Below are 16,065 nucleotides of genomic sequence, written 5' to 3'. Positions count from 1 at the left end.
ATTGCACCTATGATGGACTGGACAGACCGGCACTGCCGCGTCTTCCACCGGCAGATGACCCGGCGGGCGATGCTGTATACGGAAATGGTGACGGCTCCTGCCATCGTCCACGGCCCGAAACCCCGCCTCCTCGACTTCTCGCCGCAGGAGCACCCCGTCGCCCTGCAAGTCGGCGGCTCCGACCCGCGCGAATTGGCCGCGGCCACCCGCATCGCCAACGCCTGGGCCTATGACGAAATCAACCTGAACTGCGGTTGCCCCTCCGACCGCGTGCAATCCGGCTGCTTCGGCGCCGTCCTGATGGAGCGCCCCGCCCTCGTCGCCGACTGCGTGCGTGCCATGCAGGGCGAAACCGACATCCTCATCACCGTCAAATGCCGGATCGGGGTGGACGAGCAGGACCCCGAAACCGTCCTGCCCGCCTTCATCGAGACGCTGGCCGGGGCAGGGGTCCGCCACATCATTGTCCACGCCCGCAAGGCCTGGCTGCAAGGCCTCTCCCCCAAGGAGAACCGCGAGATCCCGCCCCTGGACCACGACCTCGTGATCCGGATGAAGGCCCGCTTCCCCGAACTGACGATCTGCATCAACGGCGGCATCACCAGCCTCGCCCAGGCGAAACATTTCCTCGAAGCGGGCCTCGACGGCGTGATGCTCGGCCGCGCCGCCTATCATGATCCGGCCTCGGTTCTGATCGGGGCAGACGCGCTCTGGGGCGAGGATTTCGCGCCCGACCCGGTGGCCGTGGTCGATGCCATGCGCCCCTATATCGCCGACCACCTCGCCCAGGGCGGCCGCCTGCACCAGATAACCCGGCACATGCTCGGCCTCTTCCAGGGCAAGCCCGGCGCCCGTGGCTGGCGGCGGATACTCTCGGAACAGGCCTCCCGCGACGGCGCGGGTCTCGACGTGATCGACCGCGCGCTGAGCGAGCTTCAGGCCCGTGCCGCCTGACGCGGGATAATCCGCGACAGGACCAGCACCAGCGCCCCGCACAAGGCAATCGCCCCCAGCATCGGCGTGACCGTGCCATCCAGGAACGGCCCCGCCGCGACCACCAGCGCCCCAGCCGCCAGCATCTGCAACGTTCCGCCCAACGAGGCCGCCAGCCCCGCGATCGCGCCATGCTCCTCCAGCGCCTGCACCTGTGCGCTCGGCATCAGCACGCCGAGGAACATGTTGCCGATGAAGAGCGTCGTCATCGTCACCGGCAGGCTCGCCAGCCCCGCCAATGCCAGCCCAAAACCCGCGAAGGTCGCCAGCGAAAACCCGATCGTCGCCCGCCGGATCATCCGCAACGTGCCCACCCGGACGGCGATCGTCGCCGAGAACTGCGAGGCCACGAAGAAGCCGATCGCATTGACCGCGAAGGCCAGCGAGAACTGCGTCGCCGTCAGCCCGAACTGGCCGATATAGACGAACGAGGCCGAGGCGATGAAGACGAAGAAGCTGGCAAAGGCAAAACCGGCAAGGAAAGTCATGACGAGGAAGCTGCGGTTGGTCAGAAGGCTGCGGGAACCGCGCAGAAAGCTGGTGAGGTCAAAGCGCTGCCTGTTCGCTTCGCTCAGCGTTTCCGGCACCGCGAAATGGATCAGCAAGGCGCTCAGGAGCGACGCCGCCAGAAGGGCCCAGAACACCAGCCGCCAGCTGCCGATGGCCAGAAGCCCCGCACCCGACAGGGGCGCGAGCAAGGGCGAAACGGCGATCACGATCATGATCGTGGACATCATCCGCGTCGCCGCCGGGCCGGTGGCCATATCGCGGATCACCGCGCGCAGGACGACCATGTTCGCCGCCCCGCCCGCGCCCTGCACCATCCGCCCCAGAACCAGCCAGCCGAGCGACGGCGCCAGCGCGCAGGTCACGGTGCCCAGGATGAAAAGCGCCAGCCCGACATAAAGCGGCGGCTTCCGCCCGGCCTGGTCGGCCCAGGGGCCATAGACCAGCTGCGCCAGACCGAAAGTGATGAAATAGCCGACGATGGTCCATTGCACCTCGTGCTGGCTCGCGGCCAGATCACGCCCGATATCGGGCATCGCGGGCAGGTACATGTCGATGGCGAAGGGGCCGACAGCCGCGACCAGCCCCAGGATAATGGACATCGTGGTCTGGGATACGCTACGGGTCATCGGGGGGGCCTCACTTCGGTACGTGCGACGAAAGGGCGCAGCCTTACCCGGCCGCGCCGGGAATGGAAAGGCCCGCCCGGCATTTCCCGGCTGGCCTGCCCCGGTCATGACCGCTAAATGATCAGGACGCCCATCGCCGGACCTCATCATGCCCGACCTCGCCACTCTCCTGCCCATGCTCGCCGTCCTCCTCGTCATCGGCGCCTTCGCCGGGGTTGTCGGAGGTCTCCTCGGTGTCGGTGGCGGCATCGTGCTTGTCCCAGCCTTCTTCTACGCCTTCGGCCATCTGGGCTATGGCGGGGGTCAGCTGATGCAGGTCTGCGTCGCGACCTCGATGGCCACGATCGTCATCACCTCGCTGCGATCCGTCTCCGCCCACAACAGGAAGGGCGCCGTGGACTGGGAGGTGCTGAAGTCCTGGGGTCCGACCCTTGTCATCGCCGCCGCCGTCGGCACCTTCACCGCCACGCGCGTCTCGTCGACAACCCTGCAGGCGGTCTTCGGCGTGCTCGCAGGACTTGCCGGGCTCTGGATGGCCTTCGGCCGCGACAGCTGGCGATTGGGCGATGCGATGCCCGGCCAACCCACCCGCAGCGCGCTTGCGGGCGCGGTCGGTTTCTTCTCGGCGATGATGGGCATCGGCGGCGGCACCTTCGGCGTGCCCTTGATGACGCTCTACGCCATGCCGATCCACCGCGCCGTCGCCACCGCTTCGGGCTTCGGCGTCCTGATCGCGGTGCCCTCGGTTCTCGGTTTCCTGCTCCTCCCGGTTGCCGAGCCTCCGCCCTGGACCATCGGCGCGATCAATCTCCCGGCCTTCCTCGTCGTCATCGGCACCACGCTGATGACCACACCCTTGGGCGTCCGCCTCGCCCATGCGATGAACCCCAAGCCCCTGAAACGTGCTTTCGCGGTGTTCCTGACCCTGGTCGCGCTCAACATGCTGCGCAAGGTCCTCGGATGGTAGACCCCGGCTGGTGCCGCATCGGCCCTGATCCGGCCATCGCCGCCTGGGCCGGGGCCGCCCGCCAAGCCGCCCTCGACGTCCTCGCCACCACGACCGAACCCTGGCGCTGCGGCGGCACCTGGTTCGTCGGCGTCGACGCCCTGCAGAACGCCCCCGACGGCAGCATCCAGGGCACAACCTTCCCCTGGAGCATGCTACCGCTGATCCCCGAACCCCTGCATCGCGCCCAGCTTTCGGTGATCCGCCCCGGCTACCCGCAGCCCTCGCCGGACGAAACCCCCGCCGCCTTCGCCTTCCGCCGTGACCGCGACGCGGCCCACTTGGACGGCCTGCTTGCAGTCGGCCGCGACAAGCGCCGGATGGTCAAGGAACCCCACGCCTGGATCCTCGGCCTGCCCCTGAACGAAACCTCTGCCGCGCCGCTGACTGTCTGGGAGGGCAGCCAGGAAATCCTCCGCGCCGCCCTGCTAAAGGCTCTCTCTCCCCATCCGCCCGAAACCTGGGGCGAGATCGACATCACCGACGCCTACCAGCAAGCCCGCCGCGAGGTCTTCGCCACCTGCCACCGCATCGAACTCCCGGCCAAGCCCGGAGAAGCCACGCTTCTCCACCGTCTTGCAATCCACGGCGTTGCCGCCTGGAAACCGCGGGACCAGGCTCCACCGGAAGGCCGGATGATCGCCTACCTCCGCCCGCAACTGTCCACTGTCGAAGCCTGGCTCACCCAGCCCTGATTTCACATTTGCCCAAATATCCTCGGGGGGGCCGGGGGGCGAAGCGCCCCCGGCGGAGGCAAGCGGGATGCCGCGTCCCGCGCAGGCGACCCAAGGCAACGTGCCCTCAGGCACTCGATATTGCTACCGCTCCAGCCGCGCCATCCGCCCGCCGCGCCGCTTCTGCAACCGGGGCGCGCGCGAGGGCAATTCCTCCATCACCGCCGCGCGCTCCGCATGCGTCATCCGGGACCAGCCGGAGATTTCCTCGATCGACCGAAGGCAGCCGACGCAGATGCGCTCCTCGGGATGCACGACACACAGCCTCACGCAAGGACTGGCGATCTCGTCGCGTTTCCAGACGTCGTCCTTCACAGGGTCAACCTCGGCCAAGATGCGCCATCCGGTCCAGCGCTCCTTGCAGGATATATCCCGCCGCCACCTGGTCGATCACCTCTTTCCGACGCTTCCGCGACGTATCCGCCTCCAGGAGTGCCCTTTCCGCCGCAACGGTCGACAGGCGCTCGTCCCAGTAGCAGATGGGCAGGGCGGTCAGGCTCGAAAGGTTCCGCGCAAAGGCTTGCGTGGCCTGCACCCTCGGACCCACCGAGCCATCCATGTTCAGCGGCAACCCCAGCACGATCCCGGACGCCCCCCGCGCCTCCAGAAGCGCCAGCAGCTTCCCCGCGTCAATCGTGAACTTCTCCCGCCGGATCACCTCGATCGGCGTCGCCACCTGCCGCCGCAGGTCCGAGAGCGCAACGCCGATGGTCTTGTCGCCAAGGTCGAGCCCCGCAATCGCCCGGTTCGGGGGCAGGGCGGCCAGGAACTCCTCGACCGTTGCGCAGATCACGGCTTCAACCCGCTTTCCACTGCCGCCTGCTTCAGGAACGACAGCTCCGCCGCCTGCCCCTCGAACACCGCCCTGGCCTTGTCATAAGCCGCCTGCGCCTCGGGCACCCGCTCCAGCACCGCCAGCGAGCGGATCAGCTTGTTCCAGTCCTCGACCGAGCCTCCCTCGGTTGCCAGCCGGTCCGAGAGTTGGGCCACCATCCCCTCGATCATCTGCTGGCGGTCCTCAGGGCTCATGTCTCCTGCCGCCGCCATGTCCTCCGCCGACGGTCCGGCACCCTCGGCAGCGGGCAGCGCGTAGCGGATGCCCGCCAGCTCGGCCACCTGCTCGATCCGCTCGCGGATCGACGCGACCCAGGGCGAGCCTGGCGTGCCACCCTCGGCAAGCGGGCGCCAGAAGCGGAACGTCTGGTCATAGCGCCCGCCCTGCAGGAACATCTCTCCCACAAGATACCGTGCGAGCTCATTGCCCATGTCGACCTGCAGGCTCTTGCGCAACTCTGCCTCCGCCTCGGGCGAGACATAGCCCTCGGCCTCCACCACCAGCGCCAGGGCCATGTTGGCGTGATCGCTGGACCCGGCATCCTCGCCCTTCAGCGCCAGAATACGCTCCTGCACCCGCACCGCGGCCTGTGTTTCGCCTGCCTCGAACCGGACCCGGAACTCCTCCTGCAAGACATCCGGATCGGTCACGGTGGCCAGCTCCCCGGCCAGCCTTGCGTCCAGGGCGGCATCGCGCGACTTGCCCAGCTTCGCCAGCTCCGCCTCCTGGCTTGGCCGCGCCGCGATCCCCGCATCCAGCGCCTCAAGCCGGGGCTTCAACGCCATGTCGGGATAGCCGGGCGCGCCGAGGCCCCAATAGACGGCAAGACCGCCCGCCAGCACCAGCGCCAGAATCACGGCCACCAGCACCCCTGACCGACCCGGCCCCTCGGTCGTCTCTGCCGCCTTCCGCGCACGATCCGCCTCGATCACCCGCCTGCCGACCTCGGCCCGCAGGCGCGCGGCCTCCTCCTGCCCGATGGTGCCGCGCGCAAGGTCGCGGTCGATCTCGGCCAATTGATCCTTGTAGACGACAAGATCGGCCTCGATACCCCCGGGGCCTGCCACGGGCGCCCGGCCCAGGGCCGCGATCAGCACCGCCGCCACCGCCAGCGCCAGCAGGGCGGCCACTGCCCAGAATTCCCAGTCCGCCATGCCCCGCCCGTTCCGCTGTCCGTGTTTCGGCCCCCCTGTTCCGGGTGCCGGTCACGGCCCGACATAGTCGTTTCGCCCTGCCCGAGAAAGGGGCATTCAGCCGCATAGGCCGGTCTGGTCCGCAGCCGCGACGCGCCCACTTGGCGAATGTCGCAATTTTCCCGATTGTGCCGCAGAAAGGTGCGGCTATAACCCGCTTCCGTTCCAAGAAAACCATGCCGGACCTTTCCCGGCGCCAGCTGTCCGACAAGAGGCCCCGATGAAGCGCTATTCGGTCTTTGCCATCGCCCGCGAAGCACTTCGCTACCACATGGGCTGGGAACGCGCCTGGGCCTCGCCCGAACCGAAAGCGTCCTATGACGCGATCATCGTGGGGGCAGGGGGGCATGGCCTCGCCACCGCCTACTACCTCGGCAAGAACTTCGGCATCACCAATGTGGCGATCATCGAAAAGGGTTGGCTCGGCGGCGGCAACACCGGCCGCAACACAACGATCATCCGCTCGAACTATCTCCAGGACCCCTCCGCCGCGATCTACGAAAAGGCCCGCAGCCTTTATGAGACGCTCAGCCAGGACCTGAATTACAACGTCATGTTCTCCCCCCGTGGCGTGATGATGCTGGCCCAGACCCATCACGAGGTGCGCGGCTATCTCCGCACCGCCCACGCCAACGCGCTGCAAGGCGTGCAGACCGAATTCATCACCCCGCAGCGGGTGAAGGAGCTTTGCCCGATCCTCAACATCGAAGGCCCCCGCTACCCCGTCCTCGGCGCGCTCTGGCAGCCGCGCGGCGGCACCGGGCGGCACGACGCTGTGGCCTGGGGTTATGCCCGTGCCTGCTCGGCGATGGGGATGGACGTCATCCAGAACTGCGAAGTGAAGGGCGTCCGGTCCGAGAATGGCCAGGTGACGGGTGTCGAGACGACCAGGGGCTTCATTGGCACGAAGAAGCTCGGCATCGTCGTCGCGGGCCACTCGGGCCAATTGGCCGAAATGGCGGGCTTCCGCCTGCCGATCGAGGCGGTGGCGCTTCAGGCCCTCGTCTCCGAACCGATCAAGCCCTGCATGGATGTGGTGGTCATGGCCAACACCGTCCACGGCTACATGTCGCAATCCGACAAGGGCGAGATGGTGATCGGCGGCGGCACCGACGGGTTCAACAACTACACCCAGCGCGGCAGCTTCCACCATATCGAGGAAACCCTGCGGGCACTGGTTGAGACCTTCCCGATCATCAGCCGCCTGAAAATGCTCCGCCAATGGGGCGGCATCGTCGACATGACCGGCGACCGTTCGCCGCTGATCTCGAAGACCCCCCTCGGCAACTGCTTCATCAACTGCGGCTGGGGCACCGGCGGGTTCAAGGCGATCCCCGGCTCGGGCTGGGCGATGGCCGAGCTGATGGCCAAGGGCGAACCGGGGCCGCTGGCCGAGGCGTTCAACATGTGGCGCTTCAAGGACGGGCAGTTCATCGACGAATCCGTCGCTGCCGGGGTCGCCCACTGATGCATGCCCGTCGGCAAATCCCTGCCGATGCTTTGCCCGGGCGGAACCCTCCGCCCGCAGCCCGCGTTTCCAAGCCATTCCGCAATGGCATGGAGACCGTCAAATGTCCTACCAAGACAACAACAAGACCTACGTTCGCGAAACCCGCACGACCGAACCCGGCGGGGGCGGCATCGCGCTTATCGTCGGCGGCCTCGTTGTCGCCGTCGGGTTCATCCTCTGGCTCGTCTTTGGCGGCAGCGGCCCCGGCAGCTCGGTCGTTCCGGCCAACGACACGACCAACGTCACCATCGAGCCGCCTGCCGCTCCGGCGGACACCACGACAAATGTCACCATCGACCCCGCGCCCGAAGCGGCTGATCCCGCCGCTCCTGCCGAACCGGTCGAACCGGCTTCGGCCGATGACGGCGCCGAACCGGCCGTGCCTGCCACGCCTCCGGCCAACCCGTAATGCCCATGGGTCCGGCGCGCCTCATGCAGCGCGCGCCGGCACCTGCCTGCCCGGGGTGCGGCCATGATCCGCGACCTCGGCCCCTATGCCCCGAAACGGGCCCACAAGCTGAACCCGCCGCTTCTGGCGATGCTCCTGAACGGCGTCCACGACCACCACAAGGGGCAGGTCTTTGTCTTGCAGGTCGGGGCGGGCAGTGGCCAGGTCGGCCTGCCGCTTCTGCAACGTTTCCAGGATGACGGCTGGTCGGGCCTCCTGATCGAGCCCCTGCCGCAGAACTTCGCCGAGCTTGATGCGCTGCACAAGGACAGCGACCGCGTGGCCGTCCTGAACCTCGGTATCTCCGATGTCTCGGCCAACCTCCTGCTCCACTCCCTTTCCCCGGAGGCCGATGCCCGCAACCGCCGCATCCCCCTGAACCGGGCTTCGCTGATCCGCGACCGGATCGCCACGCCCGGCTCCGCCGAAGATGATCTCCTGGCCGTCGAGGTGCCTTTCCTGCGGATGGACACCGTCCTCGGCGAACTGGGCATCGACAGTGCCCAGCTGGTCGCGATCAACGCGGGCGGTCACGAGGCGCAGGTGCTGCAAAGCTTCGACCTTGCCGCGCTCGACCCTGCGCTGGTCATGGTGCATTCCACGCCCGACACCGCCAGCGACGACACCTGCATCGCCACCTTGACCACCGCCGGACTCTACCCCTTCCGCGTGGCGGGCTGGCTGATGGGCCTTGCCCCCGGCCGACTTGCCGTCCCGCTGGAAGACCTGCTGACCTTCTTCCGCAAGGGCCTCGGCGCCACCGAGGACGAAGAATGACCCCGACACCCGCCGCTCCCCATACTCTGGAACCCCTGCCATGCTGATCCTCGAATGCCCGTATTGCGGCGTTAAGGCCGAAGAGACCGAGCTGTCGCCCGGCTACGAGGCGCATCTGAAGCGCTTCGGCCCCGGCTCCTCGCCCGAGGAGTTCGAGGCCTACATGTTTGCCCGCAAGAACCCCAAGGGCGTGCATTTCGAACGCTGGCGCCACAGCTTCGGCTGCGGCAAGTGGTTCCTTGCGGCGCGCGACACCGCCACGCTGGAAGTGTTCGGAACCTACCCCGCACAGGTTTCCGAACCCCCCGCCGACATCATCGCGAAGATCCAGGCCCGGCGGCCTGACTGGAAAGGCACCAAATGAGCACGCGCCTCGCCAAGGGCGGCCGGTTGATCAACCGCACCGCACCCGTCGAATTCTCTTTCAACGGCAAGCGCTTCAAGGGCTTCCAGGGCGATAGCCTTGCCGCTGGCCTGCTGGCGAATGACCAGGTCATGGTCGGCCGCAGCTTCAAGTACCACCGCCCGCGCGGCATCGTCTCCTCCGGGCCGGAAGAGCCGAACGCGCTCGTCAACCTCGGGCAGGGCGGACGGCTGGAGCCGAACCAGCGCACCACCACGACCGAACTTTTCGAGGGGCTGGAATCCACCAGCCAGAACCATTGGCCCAGCCTCGAATTCGACGTGGGCGTGGTGAACAACTACGTCGCCCGCTTCCTGCCCGCAGGGTTCTATTACAAGACCTTCATGCACCCGCGTCCGTTCTGGAAGCATGTCTTCGAGCCGATCATCCGCCGCTCGGCGGGTCTCGGCATGGCGCCGACTGAAGGTGACGCCGACCGCTACGAACAGGCCTACGCCTTCTGCGACGTGCTGGTCATCGGGGCAGGGGTGGCAGGCCTTCTCGCCGCGAAAGCCGCCGCCGATGCCGGGCAACGCGTGATCCTCTTGGAACAGGCCCCGACCCTCGGCGGCCGCGCCCCCGTGGACGAAACCGAAGTCCAGGGCAAGCCGGTCGAGGCCTGGCTTTCGGCAATGGAATCCGACCTCGCCGCCCGCGACAACGTGACGATCCACACCCGCACCTGCGGCTTCGGCGTCTATGACCATGGCTACGTGCTGGCCGATGAGCGCGTCGCCGACCACACCCCCGGCGACGGCCGTCCGAAACATCGGCTCTGGCGTATCCGGGCGGGCAGGATTGTCTCGGCCACCGGCGCCATCGAACGCCCGCTCTCCTTTGCCGGGAACGACATCCCCGGCGTCATGCTCGCCTCTGCCGTCCGCGACTATGTCGTGAACTACGCCGTCTCGCCGGGCGACCGCACCGTCGTCGTCACCAACAATGACAGCGCCTACCAGACCGCGCTGGCGCTGAAGGCCGCGGGCCTCGACGTGCCTGCGATCCTCGATGCCCGCGAAACTGCGACCGGCGCGCTGCCCGAGGCCGCCCGCGCCGCAGGCATCCGCGTCCTGACCGGCAAGGCCATCGCCAAGGTCAAGGGCGGCAAGCGCGTGACCGGCGTCACCATCTGCGCCCAGGCGGGCGAAGGGGCCGTGCAGGAGGAAATCGCCTGCGAGGCGGTCGCCATGTCCGGCGGCTGGTCGCCCGTCGTCCACCTGTGGAGCCATTGCGGCGGCAAGCTCACCTGGGACGAGACCATCTCGGCCTTCGTCCCCGATCCGTCCCGCCCGCCGCTGAACCACGACGGCTCGGCGATGGTCGAGGTGGTCGGCTCAGCCAGCGGCGACCTGACGCTGACCGGCACGCCCACCGTGATCCCCCCCGTCTGGGTCATGCCGCAGGGCGCGCCGATCGCCTACCGCAACAAGATGTGGCTCGACTACCAGAACGACGTGAAGGTCTCCGACGTGCAGCTCGCCAGCCGCGAGGGCTATGTCTCGGTCGAACATACCAAGCGCTACACCACGCTCGGCATGGCGACCGACCAGGGGAAACTCAGCAACATCAACGGACTCGCCGTGCTTGCTGACAGTCTGGGTCAAGAGATCCCGCAGGTCGGCACCACCACCTTCCGCCCGCCTTACACGCCCGTCACCATCGGCGCGCTGGCGGGGGAATCGCGGGGCGACGTCTTCCAGCCCCTCCGCCGCACCCCGATGCACGAAGCGCATGAGAAAGCCGGGGCCTACTTCGAGCCCGTCGGCCTCTGGCGCCGCCCCTACTGCTTCCCGCGGGCTGGGGAGACGCACGAACAGGCCGTCCACCGCGAGGTGATCAACACCCGGCAGAACCTCGGCCTCCTCGACGCCTCCACCCTCGGCAAGATCATCGTCAAGGGACCGGATGCAGGCAAATTCCTCGACATGCTCTACACCGGCGTCATGTCCACGCTTCCCGTGGGCAAGTGCCGCTACGGCCTGATGTGCAACGAACAGGGCTTCCTGTCCGATGACGGCGTCGTCGCCCGGATCGACGAGGACACCTGGCTTTGCCACACCACCTCCGGCGGGGCCGACCGCATCCACGGCTGGATGGAAGACTGGCTGCAATGTGAATGGTGGGACTGGAAGGTCTACACCGCCAACGTCACCGAACAATACGCCCAGGTCGCCGTCGTCGGCCCGAATGCCCGGAAACTCCTGCAGGTCCTTGGCGGGATGGACGTTTCCAGGGAAACCCTGCCCTTCATGCAATGGGCTGACGGCACGCTCGCGGGCTTCCCGGTGCGGGTCTACCGCATCAGCTTCTCCGGTGAACTCAGCTACGAAATCGCCGTCCCCGCCAGCCACGGCGCGGCCTTCTGGGCGGCGTGCCATGAGGCCGGGAAGGCCCTTGGCGCGATGTCCTACGGCACCGAATGCCTGCACGTCATGCGCGCCGAAAAGGGCTTCATCATGATCGGGGACGAAACGGACGGCACGGTGATCCCGCAGGACCTCGGCCTCGACTGGGCGATTTCCAAGAAGAAGTCCGACTTCCTTGGCAAGCGCGGCCAGGAACGCAGCTTCCTTGCCAGCCCCGACCGCTGGAAACTCGTGGGCTTCGAGACCCTCGACGGCTCCGTCATCCCGGACGGCAGCTACATCGTCGCCGACGGGGTGAACGCCAACGGCCAGCGCAACACGCAAGGCCGCGTGACCTCGACCTACCACTCGCCGACGCTGAAACGCGGCATCGCGATGGGCCTTCTGCATCACGGTCCCGCGCGGATGGGCGATGTGGTGGAGTTCAATACTGTCGCCGGTGGCACCGTGAAGGCAAAGGTCCGCGATACGGTGTTCTTCGACAAGGATGGGGAGAAGCAGAATGTCTGATCCGGTCAGCGCCCTGAACGGCGCCAGCTTCCAGGGCTTCGCCGCCATCCGCGAGATCGGCCCCTTGGGCATGATCACCTTGCGCGCCAAGGGCCTGAAATCGCTTGACAAGGCGGTCAAGGCCGTGACGGGGACGAAGCTTCCCGCGCAACGCCGGATCGAGGTGAACGGCGACCGCGCCTGCGGCTGGATGAGCCCCGACGAATACCTGCTGGTCCTGCCCTATGCGGACGTCGCCCCGGCCTTGGCGTCGTTGGCCAAATCCCTGGCCGGAGAGCACTACCTTGCCGTCGATGTTTCCGACGCCCGGGCAGTCTTCCGGGTCGAGGGACACCGGGCAGCGGAGGTGTTGCAGAAGCTTTCGCCTGTCGACTTCGGGACACTGGAGCCCGGCGAACTGCGCCGCAGTCGAACCGCCCAGGTCGCGGCTGCGATGTGGCAACAGGATCAGGGGTTCACCCTGGTTTGTTTCCGTTCGGTTGCCAAATATGTCTTTGATCTTCTTGCAAATGCGTCGCACTGAAGCAGTCTCGAAGTCTTGACAACTGGTTGCCATTTTCCATCTTGGGACAATCGGCAACCAGTGAAAGATTGAGGGTATTTGAGATGGCATTGGGCAAGTGTGCAGTTGCGGTTGGCCTGTTGGCAATCGTCGGGGCTCTGAACCCCGCGGCGGCCAAGATCACCCAGTATGAGTGCAAGTTTCCATATGAAGCTGCCCGTGGCGGCGGCTGGATTCCCGAAATCCTGATCCTGACCGACGATGACGTGAAGGGCGAGATCATGGTCTTCGACCCAATCATCAAGCACTTCGTCGGCAATCCGATCGACGCGCGGCTGAGCGGTCGCACCAAGGTCCGGTCCACCTATACCTGGGAACTCGTCTTTCGGAACAAAGGCCAGGGCGGACGCATGATCTATACTTTCTCGTATTTCTCGAACGGCCAGCCTGCCAAGATGAAGGGCGAGCCGGGGGGCTATCGCGGCAACTGGTCGGCCGAGGGAACCTGCAAGGTGTCAAAGGGTTGACCAGAAGGCCGTAGTTTGGCCGAAGGGGCCTTCGCCAGGTTGGTACAGCTTGACCTTCCGCCGCGAAGCCCCCTTATTCGTGCCAAGCCTTCATCACCCAACAGGAGAGACCACCATGGCCTTCACCCTTCCCGATCTTCCCTACGCCCACGACGCGCTGGCCTCGCTTGGCATGTCGAAGGAAACGCTGGAATATCACCACGACCTGCACCACAAGGCCTATGTCGATAACGGCAACAAGCTGATTGCCGGGACCGAGTGGGAGCAGAAGTCGCTGGAAGACATCGTTCGCGGCACCTACCAGTCGGGCGCGGTGGCGCAGAACGGCATCTTCAACAACATCTCGCAGCTCTGGAACCACAACATGTTCTGGACCTGGATGGCCCCGGGCGAGAACAAGAAGATCCCCGGCGCGCTGGAGAAGGCGCTGACCGAAAGCTTCGGCTCGGTGCAGAAGTTCAAGGACGATTTCGCCGCCGCCGGTGCGGGCCAGTTCGGCTCGGGCTGGGCCTGGCTTGTCAAGGACAAGGACGGCAGCCTGAAGGTAACCAAGACGGAAAACGGGGTGAACCCGCTCTGCTTCGGCCAGAAGGCGCTGCTTGGCTGCGATGTGTGGGAGCACAGCTATTACATCGACTTCCGCAACAAGCGCCCGGCCTATCTGACCAACTTCCTTGAGAAGCTGGTCAACTGGGAAGCCGTGGCCGCAGGGATCTAAGTCCCTGAGATAATTTCAGAAGCGGCCCGCAGCCAATACCGCGGGCCGCTTCGTTTCCCGTCACGCGAAAGCGGCCGTCAGCGCCGCTTCCAACCCCGGCACATCCGGCAGCGTCCGGAAATGTTGCAGCAGTGAAGCATCGGCGAAGCCTTCTGAGATCACATGATCCAGAAGCCGCAGCAGGGGCTGCCAGTAGCCATCCGCATCCAGCAGCAGGATCGGCTTGCGATGCAGCCCGATCTGCGCCCAGGTCAGCACCTCGAAGAATTCATCCAGCGACCCCGCGCCGCCCGGCAGCACCACCACCGCATCCGAGTTCATGAACATCACCTTCTTGCGCTCGTGCATGTCCTCGGTGACGACCATCCGCGCCATGTCGCGCGCGCTGCGCTCCCGACCCAGAAGATGCGTCGGGATCACCCCCAGCGTCGGGGCGCCTGCTGCGGTCGCTGCCTTGGCGACCTCGCCCATCAACCCCACATCGCCCGCCCCGAAGACCAGCCGCCAGCCGTTCCGGGTCAGCATTTCGCCGGTGTGCCGCGCGGCCACGACATGGGCCGGGTTCCTGCCGGAACGAGAACCGCAAAACACGCAGACAGAGCGAAGAGACATGGGCCATCCTGAAAATGGTTGCTTTGCCCTGACATATAGAGATTCCTGATCACAAGAAACGCAAAGCGGCGGAAACCGCCGGGGGGAGACGGGGATGTCGGCTTTCGGGGCGCTCGGACCGGGGACACGGGTGACGATCCTGCTTCTGGGCGGGGCAGCAGTGGCTGGGGCGGGCTACCTTGGCTGGCAGATGACCCGGCCCGATCCGGCGCCTGCCGAACCTGCGGCCGAAGTCGCCGCCGCCGATCCGGCATCGGCCGTTCCCGAACCGGCCAAACCCGCCGCCGCGCCCGCGGCAGAGCCGAAACCCGCGGCCGCTCCGGCACAGCCCGCCCTGCCGGTGATCGACACCTGGCGCGTCACCGCCGAGGGCGAGGCGGTCGTCTCGGGCAGTGCCGAACCTGGCGCGACCATCGAGGTCATGGTCGACGACACCTCGGTCGCGAGCGGCACCGCCACCGCCTCGGGAGAATTTGCCATCCTCTTCACCCTCGCGCCGAACCCGAAGCCAAGCCTCATGTGGCTGTCGATGACCCTGCCGGATCACGATCCGATCCCCTCGGCAGAGATGGTGGCGCTTGGGCCGATCGAGGGACCGAAGTTGGCCAATGCCGAACCGGAACCCGCCACTCCCGACGAAACCGCCGCCCTGACCGAAGCCCCTGCCGCACCGCCGGCGCTGCTTCTGTCCGAGGAGGGCGCCGTCGTCCTGCAGGATCCGGTCCCGGCAGAGCCTGCCAGCGGGCCGGTCGCAACGGTGATGATCGACACCATTGCCTACACGCCGGACGGCGAGGTGCAGGTCGGCGGGCGCGGGGCGGCCGGGGCGGGGCTGCGGCTCTACCTCGACAATGCCGAGAAAGCCACCCTGCAGGTGCCGGAGAACGGCCTCTGGGTGACGACGCTGCCCGACACAGCGCCGGGTGTCTATACTCTGCGGGTCGACCAGCTGGATGTCTCCGGCAAGGTCACGTCGCGCTTCGAGACCCCCTTCAAGCGGGAGACGCTTGAGGCGCTGGCATCCGTTTCCGGCGATGCACCTGCGCCCGCCACTGCAGCAGAAGATACCGTTGCGCTGGCCGAAGCCCCCGCGCAGTCGCAGGCCGCCGAACCCGCGCCGGTCGAGGAGACGGCACCGGGGCCATCTGCATCAACGACCGAACCCGCACCCGAGACTGCCGCCCCCGCTGCCAGCGAAACCGCCGCCGCCCCCGAGGCCACGGCCGCTCCACAGGCCGACCCGGCTCCCGCGCTCCCCGAAACCCCGGTGCCCGTCACCGTCACGGTCCAGCCGGGTTTCACGCTCTGGGGCATCGCGCAGGAACGCTATGGCGATGGCGTCCTTTACGTTCAGGTCTTCGAGGCGAACCGCGACAAGATCAAGGATCCCGACCTGATCTATCCCGGTCAGGTGTTCTCGGTCCCCGAAACCGCAACCACGCCCTGATCCGCCGCCGCGTCACGACCGTGTCCGCAGGCGGCCAGCACTTCGGGATTGTCGCAGCAGCAATCGTTCAGAACGTAGGAGATCGTCAGCCCGATTCCGCGCGGATCGACGCTGTAGAACACGTTGCGCGCTACCTTGCGCGACCGCAGAAGTCCCGCCTGCTCCAGCGCCGACAGGTGGAACGACAGGCGCGGCGCGGCGATTCCCAGCGTCTCGGCAATCTGCCCGGCGGCCATGCCTTCATTGCCCTGCGGGGTCAGCAGGCGGATCAGGTCCAGCCGGGTTTCATGGGCCAGGGCTGACAGGGCGGCGAGGGCTTTACTTCGGTCCATCGTTCAACTATTCAAG

The 16,065-nt window shown here is 66.8% G+C and carries 18 protein-coding genes; 12 read left to right on the top strand and 6 right to left on the bottom strand.

Translation table 11 applies throughout. From position 1 onward, the window contains the following. Positions 1-954 (top strand): tRNA dihydrouridine(20/20a) synthase DusA (gene dusA, locus JNL31_RS17630; protein ID WP_294976158.1); only part of this gene is annotated, 954 nt, incomplete at its 5' end. On the opposite strand, the gene JNL31_RS17625 is transcribed toward dusA, so the two are convergent. Next, positions 936-2,129 carry a multidrug effflux MFS transporter gene (locus JNL31_RS17625; protein ID WP_294976155.1) on the bottom strand — a complete coding sequence of 398 codons (1,194 nt, stop codon included), beginning with the start codon at positions 2,127-2,129 and terminating at the stop codon, positions 936-938. The two genes, dusA and JNL31_RS17625, sit on opposite strands and share 19 nt — an antisense overlap. A gap of 148 nt (positions 2,130-2,277) precedes the next feature. On the opposite strand from JNL31_RS17625, the gene JNL31_RS17620 reads away from it, so the two are divergent. Then, positions 2,278-3,096 carry a sulfite exporter TauE/SafE family protein gene (locus tag JNL31_RS17620; RefSeq protein ID WP_294976152.1) on the top strand — a complete coding sequence of 273 codons (819 nt, stop codon included), beginning with the start codon at positions 2,278-2,280 and terminating at the stop codon, positions 3,094-3,096. Then, positions 3,090-3,830 carry a hypothetical protein gene (locus JNL31_RS17615; protein ID WP_294976149.1) on the top strand — a complete coding sequence of 247 codons (741 nt, stop codon included), beginning with the start codon at positions 3,090-3,092 and terminating at the stop codon, positions 3,828-3,830. The genes JNL31_RS17620 and JNL31_RS17615 overlap by 7 nt, the downstream gene beginning before the upstream one ends. A 123-nt stretch (positions 3,831-3,953) precedes the next feature. On the opposite strand, the gene JNL31_RS17610 is transcribed toward JNL31_RS17615, so the two are convergent. Genes JNL31_RS17610 through ccmI form a run of 3 tightly spaced genes read right to left on the bottom strand, consistent with a single transcriptional unit; the run spans position 3,954 to position 5,858 of the window. Then, positions 3,954-4,184, bottom strand: a complete 231-nt coding sequence (locus JNL31_RS17610; protein WP_294976164.1) for a DUF1289 domain-containing protein — start codon at positions 4,182-4,184, stop codon at positions 3,954-3,956. A gap of 4 nt (positions 4,185-4,188) precedes the next feature. Beyond that, positions 4,189-4,662 (bottom strand): Holliday junction resolvase RuvX, encoded by a 474-nt coding sequence (ruvX, locus tag JNL31_RS17605; RefSeq protein ID WP_294976146.1) that lies wholly within the window; start codon positions 4,660-4,662, stop codon positions 4,189-4,191. Then, complete coding sequence (ccmI, locus tag JNL31_RS17600; RefSeq protein ID WP_294976143.1) at positions 4,659-5,858, bottom strand: c-type cytochrome biogenesis protein CcmI; 1,200 nt, start codon at positions 5,856-5,858, stop codon at positions 4,659-4,661. Before ccmI ends, ruvX begins: the two co-directional genes overlap by 4 nt. A gap of 259 nt (positions 5,859-6,117) precedes the next feature. Here ccmI and JNL31_RS17595 point away from each other — a divergent pair, with 259 nt between their 5' ends. The 8 genes from JNL31_RS17595 to JNL31_RS17560 all read left to right on the top strand — a co-directional run bounded on the left by JNL31_RS17595 (position 6,118) and on the right by JNL31_RS17560 (position 13,658). Next, positions 6,118-7,365, top strand: a complete 1,248-nt coding sequence (locus JNL31_RS17595) for a sarcosine oxidase subunit beta family protein (RefSeq protein WP_294976141.1) — start codon at positions 6,118-6,120, stop codon at positions 7,363-7,365. 103 nt (positions 7,366-7,468) lie between these two features. Then, positions 7,469-7,816, top strand: a complete 348-nt coding sequence (locus JNL31_RS17590; RefSeq protein ID WP_294976138.1) for a hypothetical protein — start codon at positions 7,469-7,471, stop codon at positions 7,814-7,816. 63 nt (positions 7,817-7,879) lie between these two features. Then, positions 7,880-8,632 (top strand): FkbM family methyltransferase, encoded by a 753-nt coding sequence (locus JNL31_RS17585; RefSeq protein ID WP_294976135.1) that lies wholly within the window; start codon positions 7,880-7,882, stop codon positions 8,630-8,632. A gap of 40 nt (positions 8,633-8,672) precedes the next feature. Next, positions 8,673-8,996, top strand: a complete 324-nt coding sequence (locus JNL31_RS17580; RefSeq protein WP_294976132.1) for a sarcosine oxidase subunit delta — start codon at positions 8,673-8,675, stop codon at positions 8,994-8,996. Further along, entirely contained in the window at positions 8,993-11,911 is a 2,919-nt protein-coding gene (locus tag JNL31_RS17575; protein WP_294976129.1) for a sarcosine oxidase subunit alpha family protein, read from the top strand. Before JNL31_RS17580 ends, JNL31_RS17575 begins: the two co-directional genes overlap by 4 nt. Continuing rightward, on the top strand, positions 11,904-12,434 hold the full coding sequence (locus JNL31_RS17570) for a sarcosine oxidase subunit gamma (RefSeq protein WP_294976126.1): 531 nt from the start codon (positions 11,904-11,906) through the stop codon (positions 12,432-12,434). The genes JNL31_RS17575 and JNL31_RS17570 overlap by 8 nt, the downstream gene beginning before the upstream one ends. Positions 12,435-12,517: 83 nt before the next feature. Continuing rightward, positions 12,518-12,940, top strand: a complete 423-nt coding sequence (locus tag JNL31_RS17565; protein WP_294976124.1) for a hypothetical protein — start codon at positions 12,518-12,520, stop codon at positions 12,938-12,940. A gap of 115 nt (positions 12,941-13,055) precedes the next feature. Continuing rightward, positions 13,056-13,658, top strand: a complete 603-nt coding sequence (locus JNL31_RS17560; RefSeq protein WP_294976123.1) for a superoxide dismutase — start codon at positions 13,056-13,058, stop codon at positions 13,656-13,658. A gap of 60 nt (positions 13,659-13,718) precedes the next feature. Here the strand turns inward: JNL31_RS17560 and JNL31_RS17555 are convergent, their stop codons facing one another. Then, entirely contained in the window at positions 13,719-14,270 is a 552-nt protein-coding gene (locus JNL31_RS17555) for a TIGR00730 family Rossman fold protein (RefSeq protein ID WP_294976119.1), read from the bottom strand. A gap of 94 nt (positions 14,271-14,364) precedes the next feature. On the opposite strand from JNL31_RS17555, the gene JNL31_RS17550 reads away from it, so the two are divergent. Continuing rightward, on the top strand, positions 14,365-15,717 hold the full coding sequence (locus JNL31_RS17550; RefSeq protein ID WP_294976116.1) for an Ig-like domain-containing protein: 1,353 nt from the start codon (positions 14,365-14,367) through the stop codon (positions 15,715-15,717). Here the strand turns inward: JNL31_RS17550 and JNL31_RS17545 are convergent. Beyond that, positions 15,678-16,049 carry a metalloregulator ArsR/SmtB family transcription factor gene (locus JNL31_RS17545; protein WP_294976114.1) on the bottom strand — a complete coding sequence of 124 codons (372 nt, stop codon included), beginning with the start codon at positions 16,047-16,049 and terminating at the stop codon, positions 15,678-15,680. The two genes, JNL31_RS17550 and JNL31_RS17545, sit on opposite strands and share 40 nt — an antisense overlap. Positions 16,050-16,065: the final 16 nt, after the last annotated feature.

This window comes from Tabrizicola sp., from assembly GCF_016792905.1.
Taxonomy (GTDB): Bacteria; Pseudomonadota; Alphaproteobacteria; order Rhodobacterales; family Rhodobacteraceae; genus Tabrizicola.
This window is presented reverse-complemented; position numbering and strand designations above follow the sequence as displayed.

Coding starts and splice junctions, on each gene's coding strand:
- JNL31_RS17570 (WP_294976126.1), top strand. CDS start 11,904: ATGTCTGATCCGGTCAGCGCCCTGAACGGCGCCAGCTTCCAGGGCTTC.
- JNL31_RS17555 (WP_294976119.1), bottom strand. CDS start 14,270: ATGTCTCTTCGCTCTGTCTGCGTGTTTTGCGGTTCTCGTTCCGGCAGG.
- JNL31_RS17625 (WP_294976155.1), bottom strand. CDS start 2,129: ATGACCCGTAGCGTATCCCAGACCACGATGTCCATTATCCTGGGGCTG.
- JNL31_RS17615 (WP_294976149.1), top strand. CDS start 3,090: ATGGTAGACCCCGGCTGGTGCCGCATCGGCCCTGATCCGGCCATCGCC.
- JNL31_RS17550 (WP_294976116.1), top strand. CDS start 14,365: ATGTCGGCTTTCGGGGCGCTCGGACCGGGGACACGGGTGACGATCCTG.
- JNL31_RS17560 (WP_294976123.1), top strand. CDS start 13,056: ATGGCCTTCACCCTTCCCGATCTTCCCTACGCCCACGACGCGCTGGCC.
- JNL31_RS17545 (WP_294976114.1), bottom strand. CDS start 16,049: ATGGACCGAAGTAAAGCCCTCGCCGCCCTGTCAGCCCTGGCCCATGAA.
- JNL31_RS17585 (WP_294976135.1), top strand. CDS start 7,880: ATGATCCGCGACCTCGGCCCCTATGCCCCGAAACGGGCCCACAAGCTG.
- JNL31_RS17575 (WP_294976129.1), top strand. CDS start 8,993: ATGAGCACGCGCCTCGCCAAGGGCGGCCGGTTGATCAACCGCACCGCA.
- JNL31_RS17620 (WP_294976152.1), top strand. CDS start 2,278: ATGCCCGACCTCGCCACTCTCCTGCCCATGCTCGCCGTCCTCCTCGTC.
- JNL31_RS17580 (WP_294976132.1), top strand. CDS start 8,673: ATGCTGATCCTCGAATGCCCGTATTGCGGCGTTAAGGCCGAAGAGACC.
- JNL31_RS17590 (WP_294976138.1), top strand. CDS start 7,469: ATGTCCTACCAAGACAACAACAAGACCTACGTTCGCGAAACCCGCACG.
- ccmI (WP_294976143.1), bottom strand. CDS start 5,858: ATGGCGGACTGGGAATTCTGGGCAGTGGCCGCCCTGCTGGCGCTGGCG.
- JNL31_RS17565 (WP_294976124.1), top strand. CDS start 12,518: ATGGCATTGGGCAAGTGTGCAGTTGCGGTTGGCCTGTTGGCAATCGTC.
- JNL31_RS17595 (WP_294976141.1), top strand. CDS start 6,118: ATGAAGCGCTATTCGGTCTTTGCCATCGCCCGCGAAGCACTTCGCTAC.